General features: G+C 46.3%; 20 protein-coding genes. 7 read left to right on the top strand and 13 right to left on the bottom strand.

Annotated elements, in window-relative coordinates:
• Nucleotides 1-148 precede the first annotated feature (148 nt).
• From H8K27_RS05255 to H8K27_RS05245, 3 genes are all read right to left on the bottom strand, one after another.
• A complete protein-coding gene (locus H8K27_RS05255; protein ID WP_186862162.1) occupies nt 149-757 on the bottom strand; it encodes an HAD family hydrolase in 609 nt (202 codons plus the stop codon).
• 93 nt (nt 758-850) lie between these two features.
• Nucleotides 851-1903: a CAP domain-containing protein gene (locus tag H8K27_RS05250; RefSeq protein WP_186862161.1), complete on the bottom strand. Its 1053-nt coding sequence runs from the start codon at nt 1901-1903 to the stop codon at nt 851-853.
• 100 nt (nt 1904-2003) lie between these two features.
• Nucleotides 2004-2618, bottom strand: a complete 615-nt coding sequence (locus tag H8K27_RS05245) for a hypothetical protein (protein ID WP_186862160.1) — start codon at nt 2616-2618, stop codon at nt 2004-2006.
• Between the two features lie 187 nt (nt 2619-2805).
• On the opposite strand from H8K27_RS05245, the gene H8K27_RS05240 reads away from it, so the two are divergent.
• Nucleotides 2806-3036 (top strand): helix-turn-helix domain-containing protein, encoded by a 231-nt coding sequence (locus H8K27_RS05240; RefSeq protein WP_186862159.1) that lies wholly within the window; start codon nt 2806-2808, stop codon nt 3034-3036.
• A gap of 646 nt (nt 3037-3682) precedes the next feature.
• Here the strand turns inward: H8K27_RS05240 and H8K27_RS05235 are convergent.
• Nucleotides 3683-3892: a hypothetical protein gene (locus H8K27_RS05235; RefSeq protein ID WP_186862158.1), complete on the bottom strand. Its 210-nt coding sequence runs from the start codon at nt 3890-3892 to the stop codon at nt 3683-3685.
• Nucleotides 3893-4102: 210 nt separating this feature from the next.
• Nucleotides 4103-4531, bottom strand: a complete 429-nt coding sequence (locus H8K27_RS05230) for a hypothetical protein (RefSeq protein ID WP_186862157.1) — start codon at nt 4529-4531, stop codon at nt 4103-4105.
• A gap of 292 nt (nt 4532-4823) precedes the next feature.
• Here H8K27_RS05230 and H8K27_RS05225 point away from each other — a divergent pair, with 292 nt between their 5' ends.
• Nucleotides 4824-5204 (top strand): IS66 family transposase, encoded by a 381-nt coding sequence (locus H8K27_RS05225; protein WP_186862156.1) that lies wholly within the window; start codon nt 4824-4826, stop codon nt 5202-5204.
• 837 nt (nt 5205-6041) lie between these two features.
• Here the strand turns inward: H8K27_RS05225 and H8K27_RS05220 are convergent.
• From H8K27_RS05220 to H8K27_RS05185, 8 genes are all read right to left on the bottom strand, one after another.
• On the bottom strand, nt 6042-6968 hold the full coding sequence (locus tag H8K27_RS05220; RefSeq protein ID WP_186862155.1) for a TIR domain-containing protein: 927 nt from the start codon (nt 6966-6968) through the stop codon (nt 6042-6044).
• Nucleotides 6955-7494 (bottom strand): Mov34/MPN/PAD-1 family protein, encoded by a 540-nt coding sequence (locus H8K27_RS05215; protein ID WP_186862154.1) that lies wholly within the window; start codon nt 7492-7494, stop codon nt 6955-6957. The genes H8K27_RS05220 and H8K27_RS05215 overlap by 14 nt, the downstream gene beginning before the upstream one ends.
• Nucleotides 7491-8885 (bottom strand): ThiF family adenylyltransferase, encoded by a 1395-nt coding sequence (locus H8K27_RS05210; RefSeq protein ID WP_186862153.1) that lies wholly within the window; start codon nt 8883-8885, stop codon nt 7491-7493. Before H8K27_RS05210 ends, H8K27_RS05215 begins: the two co-directional genes overlap by 4 nt.
• Before the next feature lie 296 nt (nt 8886-9181).
• Nucleotides 9182-10759, bottom strand: coding sequence for an adenylate/guanylate cyclase domain-containing protein (locus tag H8K27_RS05205; RefSeq protein WP_230418952.1), 1578 nt, complete (start codon nt 10757-10759; stop codon nt 9182-9184).
• Between the two features lie 298 nt (nt 10760-11057).
• The gene (locus H8K27_RS05200; protein ID WP_186862152.1) at nt 11058-12128 is read right to left on the bottom strand and encodes an integrase; all 1071 of its coding nucleotides are present in this window, start codon (nt 12126-12128) and stop codon (nt 11058-11060) included.
• On the bottom strand, nt 12125-13132 hold the full coding sequence (locus H8K27_RS05195; RefSeq protein WP_186862151.1) for a replication protein RepA: 1008 nt from the start codon (nt 13130-13132) through the stop codon (nt 12125-12127). Before H8K27_RS05195 ends, H8K27_RS05200 begins: the two co-directional genes overlap by 4 nt.
• Before the next feature lie 15 nt (nt 13133-13147).
• Entirely contained in the window at nt 13148-13357 is a 210-nt protein-coding gene (locus H8K27_RS05190; RefSeq protein ID WP_222610602.1) for a helix-turn-helix transcriptional regulator, read from the bottom strand.
• 458 nt (nt 13358-13815) lie between these two features.
• The gene (locus H8K27_RS05185; protein ID WP_268977130.1) at nt 13816-14064 is read right to left on the bottom strand and encodes a S16 family serine protease; all 249 of its coding nucleotides are present in this window, start codon (nt 14062-14064) and stop codon (nt 13816-13818) included.
• 78 nt (nt 14065-14142) lie between these two features.
• Here H8K27_RS05185 and H8K27_RS05180 point away from each other — a divergent pair, with 78 nt between their 5' ends.
• From H8K27_RS05180 to H8K27_RS05160, 5 genes are all read left to right on the top strand, one after another.
• The gene (locus H8K27_RS05180; protein ID WP_186862150.1) at nt 14143-14658 is read left to right on the top strand and encodes a transposase; all 516 of its coding nucleotides are present in this window, start codon (nt 14143-14145) and stop codon (nt 14656-14658) included.
• A 47-nt stretch (nt 14659-14705) separates the two neighbouring features.
• On the top strand, nt 14706-14990 hold the full coding sequence (locus tag H8K27_RS05175; RefSeq protein ID WP_186862149.1) for a hypothetical protein: 285 nt from the start codon (nt 14706-14708) through the stop codon (nt 14988-14990).
• Nucleotides 14933-15412 (top strand): transposase, encoded by a 480-nt coding sequence (locus H8K27_RS05170; RefSeq protein WP_186862672.1) that lies wholly within the window; start codon nt 14933-14935, stop codon nt 15410-15412. Before H8K27_RS05175 ends, H8K27_RS05170 begins: the two co-directional genes overlap by 58 nt.
• A gap of 268 nt (nt 15413-15680) precedes the next feature.
• The gene (locus H8K27_RS05165; protein ID WP_186862148.1) at nt 15681-17246 is read left to right on the top strand and encodes a sigma-54 interaction domain-containing protein; all 1566 of its coding nucleotides are present in this window, start codon (nt 15681-15683) and stop codon (nt 17244-17246) included.
• 34 nt (nt 17247-17280) lie between these two features.
• Nucleotides 17281-20682, top strand: coding sequence for a type I restriction endonuclease subunit R (locus H8K27_RS05160; RefSeq protein WP_222610600.1), 3402 nt, complete (start codon nt 17281-17283; stop codon nt 20680-20682).
• The last annotated feature ends 7 nt before the right edge of the window (nt 20683-20689 follow it).

Below are 20689 nucleotides of genomic sequence, written 5' to 3'. Positions count from 1 at the left end.
TTTTGATCGAAATGAACAGATAACATTTCATCATCCTGTAATTTTTGGGCACTGAGTAGCCCAGGAGGAGTGTGTCCGGAATTTTCAGTAAAGACTAACGCTTAAAAGATTCAACGCAAGAAAATCCATCCGCTCCCATGCTATTAAGTTAATTATTCGCTTGTACAATCCACCAGTAGGAAAATGCCATAAGGTCTGCATGGCGAGAGTCAGCTAAAGCAAGATTTTCACCAACATTTGGGCTTCCGTTCGGCTCGCGCAAAATTAAAGCTTTATGAATGTGCCCTGGAATACCAAGGAGATACGGCGCAAAATCGTCGACAAAGGCCAGTGGATTAAGCACCTGAAGTGCTTGAGCTTTCGGACTGATGCCATCGTCCGAAGAATTTGCCGTTGCAACGACCCGCGTAATGGGAAAACCGCAGTTCTGCAAGTTCTTTAGTCGAGTCGTTTCGAATTGAGATTCAATTGCGGATACACAGACCAATTCATAACCTGCGTCAGACAAATCCTGGCAGGCGGCAACAGCCCCAGAAATGGGAGGAATATTTGCCCAATACTCCTCATCAAAACAGGCTCGAAAACTCGCTAACTCTGCGCCAGACAGCTTCTGAACATCCCATCGGTCTATGGGCCAATACGCCTCAGAATCACGCAATTCTGGTAGCACACCGAATGCTTTTTCCCAGGCATGACGATAAGCAGCGTGATAATCCAATAGAACACCGTCGGCATCCAGGGCTATAATTTTTCGCATATAAATCGCCTTATCTCAATCGGCAGTTACTGATACGATACTCTGACAAGCAACTTTTCCGCATAAAGAAATAAAATTAAATTTCCATTCAAATCAGTTATTACTTGCTGCTGTCGATATCGTGAATGACTTGGTAAATGCCCTGCCATTCGAAGCACCTTTGAAAAGCACGTTGTATGTTGTCGATGGTTTAAATGGGGACTTGCCTACAAACGTGATTTGATAAGAAGCCAAGAATTTATTCGCGTCATTCGCAGCAGTTAACACCCGCATATCCAAAGCGGCAGTCGAACCTTGCTCCGTTACAGTCATACTGTCCATTATCAATACCGAGCCAGCGGCCACGCCAATCGTGATCGGGTAAGACGTACCATTTTTCCAATCAAAATTACCGAACTGATCTTTAGGCATATCAGTGAATGGCAGCGGAGCTTCTGGAACCATCGACAGCGGCACATTGGTCTGATTTGCCATTGGATAGCTGTAAGTAAAATCCGATGCATTGGTTTGACAGCCTGTCTGATAGCCCAGGTTAATGACGACTGGATTAATAATCACGCCAATTGGTGTTACGTGATTTCTGTACCCGATGCCAACATCTTTGAAGCATTGTCCCAAGATCGATGCACGGTGATACACGCTACCCAACAAAGCTTGGACAGGAGACTGAATTGCACCGCTGTAGTTATTGCTCACAACGTCTTCAGCAACCGCATTTCCATACCCTGCAAATACACCGCGATCTGCCGGAGTCACTCCTGTAAATCCAGGTAACGCGGCATCTTCACTGTGGCTGAATGCAGTAGGATTGGTGTCGATATTTACGTCGATAAAACCAGCATGGTTCGATGTAGACAAATCCAGTTTGACGTTTTGATATAAGGGGCCAAGCTTAAGTGCCTGGCGAACTGCCGCCAGCTCGCTATACACTTGTAATTGCACAGAGCCAGAAGCATACGTTGGTGCAGGCGCTTCTTTTTGCAAATTTGCTGGCGTCACTGCTGGAGTGCAAGTCGGCCAATCGGCAGCGCCGTTAGCGCACGTTTGACTTACAGGTGGATTGCTTGGTGCCGAAGTCGATCCGCCACCGCATGCTGTGAGAGAAAGAGTTGCTACGATCAAGGTGAGTTTTAGCGTCGATTTCATTTCTTGTTTTCTTTGGTGTATTCCATGGGCATTTGGTATGCCAAATCCAAATGATCAGCGAGATAGATTGTTAGCATTGTCGAAAAAATTCTATTCTTAGTCACCCGTTGACGATTGCATTCAGCTTTGCACACCATTCTTTCGCTGCACGCTCACTCATGGGAAATTTCAGGACTGGATTGTTTTCATTTGCCAATTCAAGCACTAGTGCGAAGCTTTCGCGCCGCTCCACGCGCTCGAAGGAAGGTGCATGCATGTTTGTACCGTCTATTTGTCGGCCGATACCGGACAACTCCATGCTCTGCTTATTCTTCCATTCGTAACGCCAGGCTAGCAGGTAGGCTAAGTCGTGTATCTGAAAATCCCCTGTACTGCTATTGCAAACTGCCAATTTCCGATTTGACTTATCAAATACAAGAAAGACCGTAGCCGGATAGCCCAAGAGATTGCTTGGATTGAAGCTTAAATTCGATTGCCGATTTATATCATCGACTAAATTTTGTGCTTTTTTATGTAGCGCGGCGAGAAAGCGTATTGCCAGTAAACATGTCGTGCTTGCAACGACAAAAAACAGAAACATGCCACCAGTCCTGTTCTGCGCTGAAAATATCCATGCAAGCAATGATCCGATTGCACCCAGACCGGCTATTCCAGCCACAGGAATAGCAAACGCGCCGAATACTGAGGTGCCAACGGTTTTTACAATCCCATGCATAGCTTTTTCCTGAACTCGAGAATTTAGTCTTGATTGATGAAATAGCGCTTCAAGCAAAGAGCTTAAACGCCGCTAATTAAATATTGGCAAAATAGCTCGGAAACATAGTACTAGAAAATGAGATTTAAAAACAGTAGAGTTATGAGCTGTAGATAGAAAGACAGTAGAGGTTCAATCTCTCTTTCCTATGAAAGAGAGAAAAATACCTCATGAAAATGCGAGACAACGTATTGCTTCAAATTTGAAGCGCTTGCGTAAAGAACGTGGCTGGAGTCAGGAATATATGGCTGAACGTGCCGAATTTCATCGAACCTATGTTTCGCAACTTGAGCGGTGCGTTACAAATATTTCGATTGATGGCCTAGAAAAATTGGCTATCGCACTTGGCGTTGATATATTAGAGCTGTTGCACAATTAAGACTGAGGTATAAGCAGTCATTGGCAGGTGCTGTAATTTGTAAAAGACCACCCTGTCTTTGAAATGAATATCCTGTTCTTTAATGATAACTAAGCCACCACGTGCAGAATGGCATCAATCGTGGATCCAAAGGCAGATCGGCTTGTACGCATCGCATCCAAAAATTGAACCCAGAATCGCTCTGTCTTGCGATGGTCTACGTGATATATAAAACTTTCACCTTTGGGGAGTAGATGAACCGGAAACTTAAACAGCGGTTCCTGCAGTTGAGAAATGCGCTTCCTCGCAGCTTCTGCGGAAATTTTTTGGTCATGCGTAAGCCAAGTCACAATATCAGAGGAACGAGATGGGCCGTGCTGCTGAAGGTAATTCAAAATTGTGGCCATGATGTCACACAGCGTAATTTATTAAACCTACTACCCATAGTTCTTTACATTTTCGCTTTTCTGATAAAATTATTAAAAATTCAATAACTTAAGGGAAAGGAATATGCTCTGAATTGAGATCGAATGTCCGAAAGCTTGTCTCAGTGTCGAGCATAGACTGGTCTATAGCTGGTCGAGTTGAAGCGTATCGAACTCAAACCAAATAAGTTATGGAGCTGAGAATTGCTTATGTGTGTTGATTGTTAATTGAGTAATTTTTCTTAAATAGCGATCATTGCACCAATGGCGTTAGGCATTGCCGCCAGCATTGATGAGAATTCGGCACCGGCCAGAATGAACCAGTACGAACGTGGCATGTACGTACCGGATATCTCCAGATCATGACGAATATTGCGAAGACGCTGAATGTGCCCATGGCTTATTTTTACGCCGATAACGATATGCTCGCCCAGTTGCTGGTTGATTTTCATCGGCTAGGTTTTCGAGATAAGAGCAAGGTCATTAAACTAATTGCAGAGCTTCAAGAGCGCGTTTAACGCGCAATTCCTTTGAGACAGTGATCGTCTAACTTGAATCATGTCGAAAATGAATATGGAATGTAGATATACACTTTAACCAATGGATCGGCAACTCCTTACAGATCTGTCATCTGTTGACCCACTGGTTAACGAATTCTGGTGCTAAATTCCCGTAAAGTCGGAAATTTCTTTCGTAAAAGATTTGGAGTTTATTTGATCCAACGATTTTCTTAGATCAAACCGCATTTCCATTATATCAATACTCTCATATTGCAATTTGTCGAAATCATCAATCATAACTTGGCCTCGCTCACCGTTTCGAACACGTTCGGCCAAATTTTGAGAATGCATTTTATATTGTTCAACTCTTTTGTTATACCGATCAGCAAATTCTTTCGTTCCTAGTTTTTCTTGCTCCATATCAGAATCCGCTTTACCAGCAATTCCAAGTAAGATCAGAGAAATCGCAATAGGTATGAACACTATTTCAATAAATTTTGATTGAAATTCATAAGATTTTTGATTATCAAAAAAGAATTGAATAAGCTCATGTGAAAATTTCTTTGATGTTTCTCCTAGTGGCAATTTCATTTGATCGCTCATATACATAAGATAAACGTCCGCGATAAAAGCAAGGAAGAGTAAAGTCACTCCAAAAAAATAGGGAATTTCGGGATTCGCTTTCCACCGAAACGATGAACGGGAGTAAATTAGTGAAATTACAATTAAAACAAAGATACCTTGAAGGACGATAAGCCAATTAAATAGAGATGATGTTGTCATAGTAATTAAAATAGTAAAAATAGCTATTTTAGCAATGATTGATGTTTTTTACTCTCGGAGTTGCATCTGTTTTTATATCGACAACGAGATAACTGGCGCTGTGCAAACTTTAGTTCTCAAATCGCAGGGTAAAGGTAAGACAGTGACAGGTCGTCTATGGGTGTATGTTCATGACGAACGCTCCGCAGGTTCAGTACATGCTTCCGCATTATGGATGGCGTTCACGCCGGACCGGCGCGGAGAACATCCGCAGCAACACCTGAGCGAATTTAAGGGCATCATCCATGCGGATCCATTTGCCGGATACGATGCCTTGTATGGCTCTGTGCGGCAGCAAGCAACCTGTTGGGCACATGCCAGACGCAAGTTCTATGAATTGACGAAATCACATCCGTCACCGGCGGCGGGCGAAGCTGTGCGTCGGATTGCGGCGCTGTATGCCATTGAGTGTATGTCGCCAACATTGCTGGCTAAATTGTGATCATTTTAAAAAGTGGCGCATCAGCCAAAGAATCCGCGATAAAACTTGCCACCAATCATTCATAATTTCGGTTTCAAAATTGAATTTTGCTAACCACCGATCGATCTAGCATGGACGCAACTCACTTAATTTGTTCCCAATGCCTGCTCGCTACGCGCCGAAATTTTTGACTAAAATTTCGTACACAGGCCACATTCTTTGTGCTTAAAATCGACAGCACAAAGAATGTCAATTTTAAGCTTGGGAACATGTATTTTATTGCTCATTGCGTCCAATAAAGATGGTTTTATGGTGGCAATAACGTGTGATTACTATGATTTAATGACGTAATGAGAATGGCCAGAATGTGGCAAAAATATGGTGAAATGGTGGTTTGCAAGTTATTGACTTAGTGAAAAGACGGTGTGAAAACTACGGAGAAATGGTGGAATCAGGGGGGGACGGAATTTTGTGTAACCGGGCTTTCGCTCAGCTCTCGCCATTTTTCCCCTGATGCACAACCTTATTGAGTCATCGCGAATCAACGTTTCACCAGCAGTTAGCGTCGTCTCGTTGGCTGGAAGTCTTCACTAAATACCCAGATACCCAGCCCTCATTTGAAAGTGGGAAACCTGTTGCATCATCTACAGTCAGTGAATCATTGACGGCTTGGACGGAGTTCGACGACAAGGTTAGCCGAGTGATTGCAGACTGGATTTACTTTTATATCCACCGACGTTTTCATCAAACCTTGGACCTGAAGACGCCGGTACAGGTTTACCAACAATTAGTAGCCAGACTCGTACAGAAACTGCTGGTCATTACAAGCTTACACCGCGGAACACTCAATTTGAAGACTTACAGTTCACGACAACCCAACTGCTGAATCTTCTGTTCGAGTTCGTAGATCGGAGAAGTCAACACCTGACCGGCGACCTCTCCCGGCTTGCCCGTGAGTGGTGGATACACGATGGGTGTAAGCCCCTTGAAATCTGACGGTAGCTTCAGGTCAGCCTCCATCTGAGGCACCAGTAGGAATGTTCGCTGGCGGCCGAGCCTCGACATAAAAAAGCCGAGTTCGAAGATGACGTTATCGCGCGGGGCTGCCGACTGATTCCGCCTTGAACGAATGATGTCATCCGGATGCGCGATGGCGACCCCGAAGTCTGCCTGATCCACCTCTCGCTCGAGCACCTCCAGCGGATACGAACCAGGCGGGAACATGTCCTCATCCGACCAGATTAGGGAATCCGCGTCCGTGTATCTGAGCCCGTGCCGGATCGCTTTCGCAACTGGAAGACTCTCCTTAGAACTGATAAAAAAGACGCGAGGGCGTGCATTGGGTGGCCGAATAAGTGAGTTGCGCTGCAGCACTCGAAACGCCAGTTCCGCAGCGATGAGTCGGTACACACGGGGCTGCACCATCGCAACTTGGTCAAGGATTTCTGGAGAAACCTTCAACGTGATGGTCGGCTCCATGGCAGTAATGGTTGCGCTACGTGTGATGAGCGGGTTCACCGCAGACATCTCACCCACGGTCACATTCTTCTCCCTGGGATAAAGATACTTACCCTTGACGGAGACGCTCACCTTTCCAAACAGCAGGAAGTACATGTCGCGGTCGACGGCATTCTCATGAATGAGCACCTCGCCAGCAGCGAACTCAACTACCTGACCCAACTCAGCAAGGGCTGTAGCCACCTCACGGTCACCTTGCACGATCACTTGTGCCAGTAGGGCCTCGATGAGGACAGCCTTGTTTTGGAATCGATCAATCAGTGTCATATTTTCCCTCAATGTCTCCTAAAAGCAATATCAGGGGGCCGCACTCTTCCTCGACAGCCCCTACCTCAATGCCTTGCAACCGGCCGCGCACAGGGATGCACCCCGACCGAAATCCGTATGTAGATCCCCGAAGTTTTTTGCCCTTACCTAGCTTAACGACCATCAACGCCAGGAACGTGGACTTCTGCTCTTCATCTTCGACAAGCTCCTGCATTTGGCTAAAATCTTCGCCGCTCGGAGTCGCCATGTAATTCGGATGAGAGTGCCATTCGCCCAGATAATTGAAGCGCTCTGGCTGGTTTCCCATACGCTCATGGAAGCTTCTGATGAACTCTCGATGCTGAACAGGGTCACGCACAAAGTGCAAGCTCGTACCGTTGCGCTGCACGGACAAGTCAACAACTATGAAACGCCCATCTCCAACCTGTTCTGCAGCTAGGACACCACCAATTTCATTCGATCCAGCGGTGAGGAGCTCACGCCTCAGTACACGAATGCAGTGACTGTTGAGGACGACGTCAATCATGACCCGGTCTCGCCAAACTGTGCAAGTCTGTCCTCTTCATATCCTTCAGCAATGTCGCTCGTCCTGACACCCGATACATCGATTGGCTGAGTATCGAAGGGTTGCTCGAACACCCATTCTTTCCGCAGACCGATGACATACACTGAATGTGGGTATTCTGAGTCCGCCGCCCCCCGCAACGCATCGGCTGCAAATTGGGTGAGGTGTGCTGAGATGACAGAGACGTCCGCATCATTCGCGATCATGGGAGCCTGGTCGTCAGGACCTGCGCCGTAGTCAATCCCTACATCGGCGGGAGGTTCAGGGAAGCCGGGCGTCTGAAACCACCGGTAGATAGCATTACGTACATCCAGTGCTGAAGCTTCGATCCCGGGGCGACTCCGTGCGATGTAGCCACCAAATCCACCTCCAAACACTCGCCCCCATACCATGGGAATACCTTCGCTCTCCGACACCGAACTGGCATAGACAAACCCTTGTCCGCTGCCGGTGGTTTCGACGACAAGGTCACATTCTTTCAGGGTAGTCAAACAGACCATCAACGTGTCGACTGAGGTCTGTCCACCCAGTTGATTGGTCCACTGTTTGACTTTGGCCTGCGCATTGATGCGCTTCAGCCGCTGTGCCAAAGCGTCGGTTTTGTGTGCGCCGACTCCCTCCCAGTCCAGTTCATTTCGGACTATATTGTTCACCTTGAGAACATCGGAATCGACGAGGAAGAAGTCAGCAACCCCCATACGGGCGAGGGACGCCGCAACCTTGCTGCCCATTGACCCGCATCCCAGTATTGCAACCCGCTTTTCCGCTAAAATTGCATCGCGCGCCGGCGACCGCTGCTGTTTGTCCATGAGAATGTTGATGATATCGAGGGTATGGTTGTCAGAATCAAGGAACTTGGCAATGACACGTCCATTGACCAAGCCGACTATGATGCCGTATTCATTGAATGGAATCGAGGAAAAGGCCGCCCAGCGCTCCTCGCACGACATGTCCTTACTGGTTAACGCATAAAATCTTGGGTCGCCAGGCTCTACGATTGCAATACGACCAATTCCGTAACGTGGAACGCCCACAGAACTTGGAATGGCTGGATCTGTCCATCGATCATATTCAGATGAACCGGAAATGCCTACGCCTATGCAGACACACGAATTGTCGAAGACGTTCGCCTGGATATCCAGTACCCAGACGCCCGGCCCCCGACGCTGTGCTTCGGCCAACAGCTCATCGTTCAGCACCAGGCGCGCATGCTCCCAGCGAAGTAATTGGCCTTCGGTAAATCGATGCTCGGAAGGAACCTCTCCAGGACGCCCAGACTCATCATAGGCACCTTCTGTGTCGAGAAGGTGCCGCGCGCTCCGGAGTATGTCTGCGCCGTCAAACGACTTCAACCAGGTGTCCGCGCGAATCTGCAAGCATAGCTCGCCCGAGCCCCACTGGTGGAGAGACCATCGCTTTCCCAATTGCCGGGGTACCAGCCGTGGCGGCGCAGATGGGTAGATGAACGGGTACTCGAGACGAGCTTGTCTGACCTGCCCACCGGCTTCAAAGTCGATATCGACGTGTACGGTACCAGTCTCGGCATCGGTTATCCAGTCGATGGCCCTGACCCATCCTTCCTGGCGTAAGGATTCAAGTACTTTGCGCTCGTAGTCCAAACGGAGTGGGCGCCGCTCAAACCACGCCGTCACGAGAAGCCGGCGAGATTACGCGAAGGTTCAGCCGCTGTGCCAAACGAAAAACCAGCTGATGCGGCTGTAGCGGATTTGAGCAGTGAGCCGGAGGCCGAGGCCTTCTTGCTGTCATCCTTGGTATTCAACGCTTCCATGGCCGCGTCATAGTCGAAGTCGGAACGCCTGCGATCATTCCTGAACAAATCCTGAAATTGCGGTGGCGCATGTTCGTTGAGTGTCGGGCCGATGGCGGTCTGTCGGCCATTGCATCTCAGTTGCTCGGCTTCGGACGCCAACACTGACCGGCTGATGCAGCAGCGGATCATCTCGCTCTTCATACCCAACCTGGTCACCGCAACGAAACCGTGTTCGAGACCAATAGCGAGACCGAGATCACCGACATCGATGCCTTCGGCCTTAAGCTCTCTTAAAGCAACGGCGAAGCTGCTGCGCATAGCGGCAGCACAGATCATCGCATTCTTTGCGGTTTCTTTGTCGTCCGTGTTCGCAGCAGTCCCTTCGACCAGAATACCGTGAATGCAGTCGCCGATGAAGCGTACCTTCCTGCCAGCGGAATCCTCGTACAAGACGGCGTCCAACTCGCTACGCAGGACGTGGAGTGTCTTAACTACGTCAACGGCACCATCGTTATCATCGATGCGGTCTGCAACATAGCAGGTAAAATTGTCGATGTCAGCGTAGATCGACGTGGCTTCCTGTCGGCGGGAATTGCGCGGTGTCAGTTCTTCCAAGTCGAGGTCGCGATATGGGGGCGTGTGACGTGTGAACTCGAACTTGCCGATGGGATTGTTCTTGAGATCCGTCTCCCAGTCTTTGACGACTTTGTCCACCGTCATGGTGAGATCCGCTTTCTCTTGGGACTTCGAAATCTGTTCGTCAGTTAGCGCAGTCGAGAAGTCGTTTAGCACCTTATCCCAGCCGACCGCACTGCGTGCGTTGTTGGTGATGAAGATGCCTTCGACCTCTGTATCGTGGCCAGCCCGCTTCGCAGCCTGGTTCGCTGGGTTACCCAGGAATAGCGGCTCACGGCTCCGGCGACGGCCGTTGTTGACAGCGAGGGCCTTGCCAGTGTCGATACCGACGCGCGTCTTGGCGGTGGGCAATGGATCGTCTTCGTTCTCGCCGATTTTGGCCAGGACAGCGCGAACGAGCTGGGCGGTCGCCACCGCCTTGTGAACCCGTGCGGCTTCGTCGTTGTACGGTTTCGCGAACACAGCGTGCAGACGCTGGTTATGGAAGTCGACCTGGATGGCATCAACATCCAACAGAATGTTGCACACAGCACGGTAGTGGTTGTTAAGAAACCTCAACGCACGCTTGTGCGCACGCTCCCCATCGGCGGCAGTTGTTTCCAGCAACTCATTGATGTTGATGATGTCAATGTATAGGTGGACACCATCCACTCGATACGCGATGCTGGTCCCGATGCCGGTTAGGTCCGTATCCCGCACATAGTCCTTGATGACGACGTTGCTGACTTCCTTCAGGCGCGTCGCGATCCGTGACTTCGCCGCATCTTCATTCCAAGTCCGTTTAGCCATATCTTCCCTTGCCGCCCGCTGGCGATTCATGCTTTTGTTCCACGGTCGGCAATCGGCCGAACTCATCCTCTCGCGCGCCGTACCCGAGAAATAGATATTGGGACTGCTGCCTAAATTTCAATACGGACATGCCATTTGATTTCAAGTTGAACTTTGTAATGAAAGCTATGCTCATCCTGAATATTGTGCTACATACAACCCATTCCCCTCAGACCACTCCACACAGTAAATAAAGTAAAGAGAACACCTTCAACTCCTCGGGTATCGAACTCATGGATGCTGAAGCACATGGGTGCTGATTCGCCTGGTAATACTTCGCGAGTTACGGTTAGTCGCTTAAGCTTAATTGGTTTTTTGTAATTTTTTTCAAATGAATTTTAAGTACACATTCAATTTTGTTTGGTAAAAACGAGGATCGACTTTGGCTCGCAAGCCCATAGCTTTTTTGCGATCTTGAAGAGATGTGTCCAAGCGCGGCGCTAACCGTTTCAGCATCCCTATGCTTCTTAATATCTGCAGAAAACTGATGACGGAAACAATATGCTGTGATCGCCTTTTTATGGGTGGGCCAAAGATCTTTTGCTAGCCGTCGAATTTCACACGTAAAATTTGCAGTGTTTTCAATTTGAATTCGAAATGATTTATTAAATTGATGCTGAACAAGATCAACCAAGTCTTGAATAATTTTATTTTCAGTTGCAGATTTAAAAATTAGAAGTCTGCGCGGCTGCCCTTGCCCTTCTTTAACTTTTGCGCCAAGAATGGAAATAAACAAGCATTCGCATTCAAGGGATGGATCATTATCGAGCCAGAGATCAACACCATTTTTTAACTCAGTAGGTCGCAACCCGGTAATTGCGCTCAATCGAAGAGCATTTATATATTTTCCGTATTTTGCACGCTCACAAATTCGCTCACGCCAATCAAAAGGTAACCCTGCCAACGCCGATCTTTTTGATTCTTTTCGCTTTCTAATCCCTATAAATCCAACTTCAATCAGTTTTGAAAACTGAGGTATTACATGCTCCAGCTGTTCGATATGTTTTATGACTTCGTTTACCCTTTTTTCTTTTTCTGATCCTGAGATTTCTTTTGCACTGATAAAATCCGACATAATCATTTTTAAATAGCTAACTAAAAAATACCGAATCGCTGCAATGCGCTTGTAAAATGTACGCGTACTGTTTGTATCGTTTATCGTTTTAGATAAATCTCCGTCATTTTTTGTAAAGGCTCTCTGCAATAGCAATCGACCTAACCTTTGATATTCAATTAAAGTCGCTTCACTTGGAATATTGGAACTCGAATTAAAGTTTTTTTTTGATTGATTCTCTATGTCTTTGCAAGAATTAATCAACAAATTCAAACGACTTAGAATTGTGAATTCCTGCTTTTTCATGATCCTGCCAGATTGTGACAATTGCTGTTCTCTACTAACGATTTAGAGAAAATTGAGTGGACATGTGTTTCACTCCTCCAAAGTCTTATTCCTTTTTTCTCTATACGTACTTTGGCCATCGGATAATGCAGCATCACAATTTTCAGGTTGGATTTAAATGCCTTTCTAAAGTCTAATATGTGCCGATACCCCGCCGATGAGTAATTCGCGCCGAACTGCCAATTCAAAAATTCATAGCGGATATATGTAACTTTCTTCAAGCTGCTCATACGCCAAGTTAGCCAACAGTAAATATCAAGCGCGAAAACAGATCTTAAATTTCTTAAAACCTCAAATTCAAGCGGAATTGCGTGCGAAATACAATCCTCATAAAAAGGTTCAGACAGTAAAATTTTCTCTGAAAAATATTTTAGATTTCCATGACTTTGCCACTGGCCATCGTCCAATATACGCACGTCATTAAACTCAACCTCATTAGTTTTCTTTGAGCTAATAGTAAATGATGTCAGAAATAATCTTTGGAGCTGCAACCGCAAGCGTGTTACGTCACCACGTACCCCACCACTCACAGAGAGACCTAATTTTTTTGCAAAATCGGTAATAGTTCTTCCTATACTTATTTCTCGATTTTTACATCGAACAGCTTGAGTGCAAATCCAAAATAGTATCAACCGTGGCAATCTACCGAACGGTAACATTTGTCCGTTTTTCACTTGCATAGTTATCAGACAAATACCATTGTCTCGTACAAAAAATGAGTCGGACACCTCTGAATGCGGAATCGATGAAAACAACATTGCCCGGGACAAAAAAACTACCTTTCTTTTTAGATTGATTGCTTCTAAATTATGCGTATCCGCCTTTTCCTTTTTTAAATTGGTAGTTGCTCTAGCAAGAATTTTTTCTGGCGGAATTTCTGCGCTCTTTAATTTTTTTCGTGATATTTGTTCTTCCGCCAAATTTCGTCCTGAGGTCTGATTGACAGAATCATGATTTGATTTCATTCACAGCCTCATATTCTATTTTGAAATTTCATCGCGCTTACGCGCTTGCTCATCAATCCACTCATCAATCTCACTTTCAATGAATCCAATTGCTGAACTCTTACTGCCGCCAAGCCGAATAAATTTCGGGAAATTCGAATCGGATTTTATTCGACGCCAAATTGTCGCTTTACTGACCCCCAAAATATCGACCAATTCCGACAGCCTAATCACTCGATTTTTCATATTTATTTCTCGTCTCAATCTGTTGAAAGTGAGGTCACTTTGAATCATCGCGAGCCAACAGACAACACCATTTTTCCGAAAATTCAGGAAAAATACTGAATAAATATGAATTTTTAGATGCCGATTTTCCCGTCAAATATGATGAAATTTAGAAGAATTACCTGCTGAATTTAATTTTCAAAAAATTGAAAATTCAAAAAATGAATAGCAGTATTTTTTTAAAAATTAGAAAACAATAACGACATAAATCTAACCGAAAAAGAAGCAATGCCGGCCTCGCTTCAAAAAAAGTCAAGATTGAGAAAAATATTTTCGGGTACCGTTGTGGAAAAAATACATGTTCGGCCGAATATCGATCGCACACAACAACCGCTAGCATGTCAGATGCGGAAATGCATATAACAGCGCCATCTCCCGCTTTCGAAATAGCTTCAATGAATAAAGTAAAGTCCGATGTATTAATCCACACCTAGCGCCTTAAAAACTGCGTCAACTGGATCAGAAAAGAAACTGGTCTGGAACTTGGCAAATAGCTCACCTGGTACCGAGGGGATATCTATCACGCTGGACATGGGGAGCAGTATTCGTTTTGCGCCAGCATCGAACGCCACTTGCAGTGTTTCAGCTAAATTTCGGGCAGGGGTAATGGTACCGCCGAGGCTCATATCACCCATTACCACTATCTGGCTTTGCATTGGTTTAGACAATAGAGCAAATTATTGATTTCATTGAAACATAAGGTAATTTCAGGTTACTTTAAGCCACCACGATTTCCGTGAGGATCGATGGTGGGACTTGAGCTGCAATTTAGGGATAAAGAAATTACCGCCTGGAGTGGAATGGCGATAACGAAAAGCATGCTTGATCACCTGAAATTTGATCAAGCCATCGCAAGCTGTGGTTCGCCGGAACAGGGCAGCAATCGTGGCTACCGACCAGAACAATTCCTGACCCAATTCATGCTCTCTGCCTGGTGTGGTGCGAATCGTTTCGAACATGGCGAAGTCACGCGACATGGCCTTGCCTTAAGACAGGTCTTTGGCTTTACCCGAATGGCGAATTTCAAGGCCGTTATGCGGCGGTTCAAAAAATTCACGCAATCGACCAATGAATCCGTAATGGAAGCGCTGTACCAATGGCTATTTAACCAAATCAACACTAACGGCATCACACTGGATCTGGACTCCACCGTGATGACCAGTTATGGCATGCAGGAAAGCGCCGCGCTTAGCTACGATCCAGGCAAACACGGCCGCCTCAGCCATCATCCGCTGAGGCGTTTGTCGCCGATACCAGCATGATTGCCTATTGCTAGCTACTCCCAGACAACAGGAGTTCCAGCCACAACGTGCAAGGATTCCTTGCCAACACCCTGCACCATCTGGGTACGCAAAAAGTCGCGTTATTACGGGCCGACAGTGGATTCCCTGATCGGGCCTTTCTGGAGAATCTTGAGTGGCAAAACCTCAATTACATCATCGCCTTACTGCAGACCCATCCATTACAAAGAGCTCTGGTCGATGCGCGGGGATGGTGGACGCTGCTGGATGAACAAGGGGACATCGTGTTGAAGGCATTGAACTCTGCCGTTTCAGCTATCAGGCCACGACCTGGTCAAAGCCACACACGGTAGCGGGCATCCGCCAGCATATTGAACAACGAACTGCTGCAAAAGGCAAACCCATGAACTTATTTGCCGATGATCCTGTGATCAGCAAATACCACTTCTCGACTCTGGTGATCGATTTGGACTTACCTGCCACGCTCATCTGGAGGATTTACCTGGGTAGTACTAACTGCGAAAACCGGATCAAGGAATTGAAGTATGACCTCGCCGCGGACAGCTTCGCGATGCAAGAACTCTGGGCGACCGAAACGGCCATGAATACAGTCATGATTACCTACAACCTGATGAGTTTATTGCGCCATGTCGTACTCAAAACCAGCACCGCTAAACATCCATCGAACACCGTCCAACATACCTTGCAAACCACGCGATATAACCTCTTTGCCAAACCTGCATACATCACCGCAGAAAGTCGGAATCCATCCTGAATATGCCCCTAACGATGCAGCAGCGAACCTAGATACAGGGACTTTGGGATGCTGCAAATGCCTTTGATATTTCTGTTCAATTTTCCCCTATTTTGCCTACTAAGTGATGTTCGAATAGAAAATATGGGATCAGTTTACAAAAAAAATTATCCAAACATAATTTTCCTTACAATGTTATCATTTATGCCATCTCCATATATTAATTAACTATGGAGATGATTAACTCGTTTTGGGATCGCCATACTTTTAAGCAAGAAAAGTTGACAAGTTGAATACAAAACAAAATTGGCTAATCTCTTGGATCGGCGAAAGCGATCACAGGGCCTCGGAAGGCACACTGACAGAGGGTGATGGCCCGATCGCTAACGCCCTCCTTGGGAATACGCACTACGACCGAGTCTTCTTGCTCACCAACTACCCACACGAACGTAGTGTCGTATTTTGCAATTGGCTTGAGAAAAAAGCCAACTACAAAGACATTGATTTGCAGGACATCGAATTAAGTAGCCCAACTAACTATGCCGAAATCTATCAAAACGTTTGCGATACGCTCATAGCAATCAAACTCCCTCGTGCGGACGTTGAGCTAAGTTTTCACTTAAGCCCAGGCACTCCAGCGATGGCTGCGATTTGGATTATGCTTGCGAAGACACGTTTCCCTGCAACGCTTCTTCAGTCAACAAAATCGAATTCACCCAGCAATGACGGTCGCTTTCAAGTTGAAACGGTCGACTTCAGCTTTGATCTTGCCAATGATTTCCTGCCAGAATATCTTCAGCGCAGCGACGACCGCATCGAAAGGCTAAATCTCAACCTCCCTAAATCACCGCCAGAGTTCGACAAGATCATCCATCGAAGCCAAGCAATGGCCGAGCAAATTGACCTAGCACGTCGCATTGCCGCGCATGACGTTCCCGTCCTGATTCTCGGCGAGACCGGCACTGGCAAAGAGCTCTTTGCTGAGGCCATAGCCAAAACTAGTCGGCGAAAAGAGAAGCCCTTCATCGTCATTAATTGCGGTGCCATTTCTAAAGATTTGATCAACTCTGAACTGTTCGGGCACAAGAAAGGCTCTTTTACTGGCGCAGACAATCACCGCAAAGGGCTTTTTCAAGAAGCGAACGGCGGCACCCTCTTCCTAGATGAAATTGGCGACCTACCATTTGATGCGCAAGTTAAATTATTACGAGTACTGCAGCAGGGTGAAATTACACCTGTAGGCGAAACAAATCCGATCAAGATTAACATCAGAATCATTGCCGCAACCCATAAAGACCTAATGACCGAGGTTTCATCAGGCAATTTCCGAGAGGATTTATTTCATCGTCTGGCGGTTGGCATCATTCAGTTACCACCTTTACGCGCCCGAAGTAATGACATCGATTTACTTATTGAGCACAGTATGGCGCGCATCAACGCCGACGGCAAAGACCAACCAGAGTGGCAACATAAAATAATTTCTCCAAAAGCTAAAAATATTCTCCTTCAATATGAATGGCCTGGAAACGTGCGCGAACTTCACCATACCTTGCTTCGTGCAGCAATATGGTCTCGGCACGCTGAAATCTCTGAGGAAGATATCCAGCGCAACCTACTTTCAATGCCAAAACGCTCAGAAAACGTACTCGAACAGACGTTAGACCAAGGTTTTGATTTACAACTTTTGCTAGATCAAGTCGAACGACACTATATTCAAAAGGCACTTCAAAAGGTCAGGGGAAAAAAGAAATCAGCGGCAGAACTATTAGGCATCTCTAACTATCAGACACTAACAAATCGTATGGCGCGTCTAGGCATCACGCTAGACGACAAATTTGACAATCACGATCACTAATCAGAACTGGCACGCTTTTCGCTGAAGTGATGTCATGGAAAAAATTCTTTATATGAAATCGACAAACTTTGAGTTTCTCAGACCAGAAAACGATAATTTGGCTAATTTGGCTGCGTTAGCCGAAGCTGTTGCCTTTATTGATCCGGGCAGCGCACTCACACGATTACGCGGATTTGCGGAGGAAGTCACCAAGGCGATCTATAAAGAAGAAAAATTACCACGCCTTCCACAGGCGACTTTTTATGAACTCATCAAAAGCTCAGTATTTGAAAGCTGCGTCAATAAGTCGCTGATACATCAAATTAACTTCTTGCGCGTTCAAGGCAATGAAACAGCGCACGGTGGTGAAGGCGATGCAAAAAACACCCAGGTCGCACTCGGCATCGCCCATCAACTAGCCATGTATATGGGTATTCGGTATTACGGCAAGGCTAAAAACGATATCTCCACGTTTAAAGAGTTACAAAGTCCTAGCGTTAAAGTCAATCAACTAGAAGATACCGTTAAGACGTACGAATATGAGCTAAAGTTAAAAGAAGAGCAGCTCACTGCTATTCTTGAAGAACTAGATAAAGAAAGACTCAAGAAGGCCAGCCAAGCGCAAGAACCCACGACCGAGCAACAACATCAGCGCAAGAATGCCAGTCAGAGCGTGGCCGATTCCTTGCAATGGAGTGAAGCAAAAACGCGTTCCTTGCTCATCGACGCCATGCTGATACAAGCTGGATGGGACGTCCATGACAAACAAACCGTCAGCCTAGAATTTGAAGTTAAGTTCGCAGACAATGCTAGTGGCAAAGGTTACGCAGACTATGTACTCTGGGGCGACAACGGTCAGCCACTTGCCGTTGTCGAAGCAAAAAAATCTGGCAACACCAGCCTGCAAGCCGGCCGCGAACAAGCACGTCTTTATGCCGATGCTCTAGAGAAAATGGGCTATGTTCGCCCAGTGATTTTCTATACCAATGGCTATGAAACATTTATTTGGGACGACAAACAATACAATACCTATCGCCCTATATACGGCTTCTATAGTAAGAGCAGTCTTGAACAACTGATTTTCGAACGTCAATACCGCGACCGCGAATTGGAAAAACATAATCCTGACCTCAGTATTGCAGATCGCTCGTATCAAATCGAAGCGATTAAAACTGTCGCTGCGCACTTCCAGTCACAACGTCGCAAAGCACTCATCATCCAAGCAACCGGGACCGGAAAAACACGCGTCGCCATTGCCATTGCAGAGTTGCTACTACGCACCCACTGGGCCAAACGCATACTATTCTTGTGCGATCGCAAAGAGTTGCGAGTACAAGCGGACGACGCATTTATGCAAAACATGCCCAGTGAACCGCGCTGCATTATTGGTGAGACAGGAAAAATCGATCAATCTGCCCGCATCTATATTTCGACCTATCCAGGGATGATGAATCGTTTCGCGCAGTTAGATGTTGGTTTTTTTGACCTTATCATTGCAGATGAATCGCATCGTAGTATCTACAATAAATACCGTGATCTATTCGATTATTTTGATGCTTTACAGCTTGGTCTGACGGCCACGCCAGTCAAATTCATCAGTCGCAATACCTTTGATATTTTTGACTGCGAGACAACCAATCCGACGTTTGAATTTGGCTTAGATGCAGCCATCAATAACGATCCACCATACTTAGTACCGTTTAAAGTCAAAGATCTCACGACAGATTTCTTACGTGATGGCATTCACTACAATCAACTCAATCCAGATCAGCAACGTCAACTCGAAGAAGATTTAGGCGAAGCAGAAGCCAAGAATACGACGATAGCCGGTAGAGACATTGGAAGAAAAATCTTTAGTGAAGATACTGATAAATTGATCTTAGAAAACCTGATCAATAACGGCATCAAAGACGAAACTGGCTCCTTAATAGGCAAAACAATTATTTTCGCCCAACGCCAAGATCACGCCGAACATTTAGAGAAAATGTTTTGCCAGCTATATCCGCAATACGGCACCAAAGTCTGCAAAGTGATTCACAATGCCATTCCCAAAGTAGAAAGTCTGATCAAAGAGTTCAAAAAGCCAAACAACGAATTCCGTATCGCCATCTCAGTGGATATGCTTGATACAGGTATCGACGTACCGGAAGTCGTCAATCTCGTCTTTGCGAAACCTGTCATGTCCTGGGTAAAATTTAGGCAAATGATAGGCCGTGGTACACGACTACGTAAAAACCTCTTCGGGCCTGGTAAAGATAAATCCGAATTCCTAATCTTCGACCATTACAGCAACTTCAAATTCTTTGAAGAGGAATATGAAGAACCGGAGGACACAGGTGGAAAATCTTTACTTCAAACCACTTTTGAAACACGATTAATGCTGGCACAAGCTGCACTCAAAGCCAATCACGCTCCTGCTTTTGCTGTAGCAATAGCGCTCCTGCGTGCCGATATCAACGATCTACCCGATGCAAGTATTGCCGTAAAGCGTGAGCTACGCCTAGTACATGAACTGCAACAAACGGGAATACTGCAACAGCTTGACGCAAAAACTCAGCACCTGCTCGCTACAAAAGTTGCGCCATTGATGTCAGCACGAGTACTTAAAGACAAACACGCAACCCAGTTAGACAAATTGATTGCATCAATACAAACCTGCTTTGTTGAAAAAGCCAGTTGCTTCACTGAAGGCCGTGACGAGCTGTTACGCGAGCTGGATAAACTCGCCGTCAATATTCAGGCGGTAAGGCAAAAAGACGACGTCATTCAAGAAGTCCGCAGCGCAGATTTTTGGCAAAATGCGAGCATTGCCAGATTAGAGATGGCACGCCTCGAACTGCGCGGCATTATGCAGTACCGTCAAAAATCGACTATCCCAGGATGGCAAACACCCGCGACCTCAACTGCCGATGGTGGCGTCATCGACACCGAACGCAAAGTAGTCATTGCTGGCGCAGACGAAGCGATGCTCTATCGTCGTCGTTTGAAATCCATCTTGGACGAAATGCTCAATGCCAACCCAATTCTGCAAAAGATTTATCAAGGCCTTCCTATTGCAACGGTGGAGTTAGACAGCCTTACATCAACCATACTTACCGCCCACCCAGGGGTAAGCATCCAAGTGCTGAATGAATTTTATGGTCGCACGGCAGACCAATTACATATCACCATTCGTGAATTGATCGGTCTCAATCCGCAAGCCGTCGAAGCACACTTTACCGATTTCTTACATCAACATCCGACTCTCACCGCGAAACAAGTTCAGTTCATGAATCTATTGAAAAACTTTATCGCTCAACATGGCACGATAACTGCTAATACACTTTATGAGGCACCGTTCACGCATCTATCGCACGAAGGCATTGATGGTGTATTTGGTACAGCAGATGTCGATACGCTATTCGCCGTGCTTGAGCCTTTCCTCAAATCAGATCAATCATCGACGAACACACATTAAGAAAGAA

This window comes from Cognatundibacterium griseum (genome assembly GCF_014284195.1).
In the GTDB taxonomy this organism is placed as follows: Bacteria; Pseudomonadota; Gammaproteobacteria; order Burkholderiales; family Burkholderiaceae_D; genus Undibacterium; species Undibacterium griseum.
The sequence above is the reverse complement of the archived record's forward strand: the minus strand, read 5'-3'. Positions and strand labels throughout refer to the sequence as shown.